The following is a 1,809-nucleotide window of genomic DNA, read 5'->3' on the forward strand; positions in this document are numbered from 1 at the left end:
TCTTTGGCGAGACCGGCATCGGCGGTGGTGCCGGCACCGGCGGCAACGGCGGCGGCGCCGGTAGCGGTGGTAGCGGAGGTAGCGGCGGTGCGGCCGGGCAAGCGATCAGCGGCACCTTAGTTCCTGGCACTCCGGGTGTCGGCGGCGCCGCTGGCGCCGACGGCACGGCCGGTCCCCACGGCTAACGGGGCTCAGCGGGCAGCGGCCGCGTCCAGTCCTTTGGTCCGACCGACGCGCTGGTACATCCCCTTGCATGCCCAGTTCTGATGCGCCCAATAGAGGCGGTGCAGCACAGGAAGTTTGGGGATCCAGAATCGATCGGGCACCGCTATCGATCCTGCGGTTCGAACTTGCCCCAACTGCACCTCGCCGACCACCACGCCGGGCCCTTCTTGGGTGTTTCGTTGCGCAACCACGCGACCCCATCCATCCATGATCTGCGTCGCACCGACGAATGTCGTGCGATATGGCAGCCGGGCGTCCCACATTGGGGCGAGATAGAAATCGCCGGCCAAGGTTCCACAGTGGCTGGCCTGAATTACCGGAACTCCGAGGCGCCGCGCGAAGTCCACGGGTGCTTGTTCGCTCAGCTTTCTGTTGCCACGCGCGCCCGATCGGAGCAGGTACGGCACGGCCGGCCAGTTGCCCGGCAGGTCCCACCAGTGCGTGCCGGTGATCACCAACCCGACACGACCGGTCATCCTGGACAGCGTCTCCGTGCGGATGAGTTCCCAGCAGACTGCGGCGCCGATGCCTCCGAGTTCGGTTTCGAAGACGCCATCATCGTCACCCCCGATGTAGAAGCAGTTCTCCCACATCGTCGGAAGATCCTTGTCGTGCGCGTGCAGCTGTCCCGACGGGGTGGAGGCCAGCTACGACCTAGCCCGGCTGCGCTACAACGGGCTCATCATCCGCCGCCCACACACCAACACCTACGACCTCACCGCCGACGGTCTGCGCTTCGCCGTCTTCTACACCAAAGTCCACGACCGCGTCCTCACCCCACTCTTCGCCGCCGACCAACCCCAAGCACCACCCGAACTCCGCACCGCCCTGAACACCCTCGATCGGCACATCGACGAACGCTTCGCCCACGCCCGACTACCTCAAGCAGCCTGAAACTCTGCTCAACTGTCAATGCCCTACCGACAAAGGGTCGCTAGGCCTCCGAGATCTTCACGTACCCCTGCTGCACCAGCTGGGTCAGTCTTGCCATGGCATTCCTGTTGATCCTGGTCCCGGGGATCAGGTCGACATTGCGCCAACCGTTGGCCCTGGCGGTGGCTCCGCACAACTCGATGTGCACGCCCTTGGCTATCAGGTCGGCCACCACCGGCTTGTACGGATTGCCGGTACTGACGTGCCGGTTGGCGTTGTAGGCCTGGTCGTCGAGTGTCACGTGTCCGGCATTCGTGTGGAACACGGCGACGACGTGCGAACTGGCCTGCCAGGCGGCGGCGTCGGCCACGACGATTCCCAGGTGGAACAGGACGGCCGGCATGTCCCCTTCGAAGGTGAGCGATGCCACGCTGAACACGACCTTCACCTCCTCGAGTTCGACCGGAACGTCGATATGCAGCGTCTCGTCTGCAAGGGGCACAGACCTCGATCTTTCATGTAATTGAGTGGCATCGAGTGTCGTTAACGTGAAAGGCGCGCTGCCACAAGGATAATCGGACTTACCACAGCACCGATGATCCGAGATGGAGCGCACCTAACAGATGCAGACTAGCAACGATTGGTCGAAGAATCTCCGTATCGAGGTGCGTGGCGATGATGTCGTCGGGCACGCCGGGAACGTGATCCCGC

The 1,809-nt window shown here is 63.9% G+C and carries 3 protein-coding genes and 1 pseudogene; 2 read left to right on the forward strand and 2 right to left on the reverse strand.

Annotated features, from left to right (window positions below):
* Window positions 1-185 (forward strand): annotated as a pseudogene (locus EET03_RS30010) (PE family protein); the annotation flags it as partial.
* Between the two features lie 6 nt (window positions 186-191).
* Here EET03_RS30010 and EET03_RS01930 read toward each other — a convergent pair.
* Window positions 192-818: a nitrilase-related carbon-nitrogen hydrolase gene (locus tag EET03_RS01930; protein ID WP_075542434.1), complete on the reverse strand. Its 627-nt coding sequence runs from the start codon at window positions 816-818 to the stop codon at window positions 192-194.
* 43 nt (window positions 819-861) lie between these two features.
* On the opposite strand from EET03_RS01930, the gene EET03_RS01935 reads away from it, so the two are divergent.
* A complete protein-coding gene (locus tag EET03_RS01935) occupies window positions 862-1,119 on the forward strand; it encodes a hypothetical protein (RefSeq protein ID WP_075542433.1) in 258 nt (85 codons plus the stop codon).
* A gap of 40 nt (window positions 1,120-1,159) precedes the next feature.
* Here the strand turns inward: EET03_RS01935 and EET03_RS01940 are convergent, their stop codons facing one another.
* Window positions 1,160-1,600 carry a DsrE family protein gene (locus EET03_RS01940; RefSeq protein ID WP_075542432.1) on the reverse strand — a complete coding sequence of 147 codons (441 nt, stop codon included), beginning with the start codon at window positions 1,598-1,600 and terminating at the stop codon, window positions 1,160-1,162.
* Window positions 1,601-1,809 lie beyond the last annotated feature (209 nt).

The organism is Mycobacterium innocens, from assembly GCF_900566055.1.
GTDB classification, from domain to species: Bacteria; Actinomycetota; Actinomycetes; order Mycobacteriales; family Mycobacteriaceae; genus Mycobacterium; species Mycobacterium innocens.

Bases quoted from the DNA above. Each gene is read 5' to 3' on its own strand.
- EET03_RS01930 (WP_075542434.1), bottom strand. From the start codon at position 818: ATGTGGGAGAACTGCTTCTACATCGGGGGTGACGATGATGGCGTCTTC.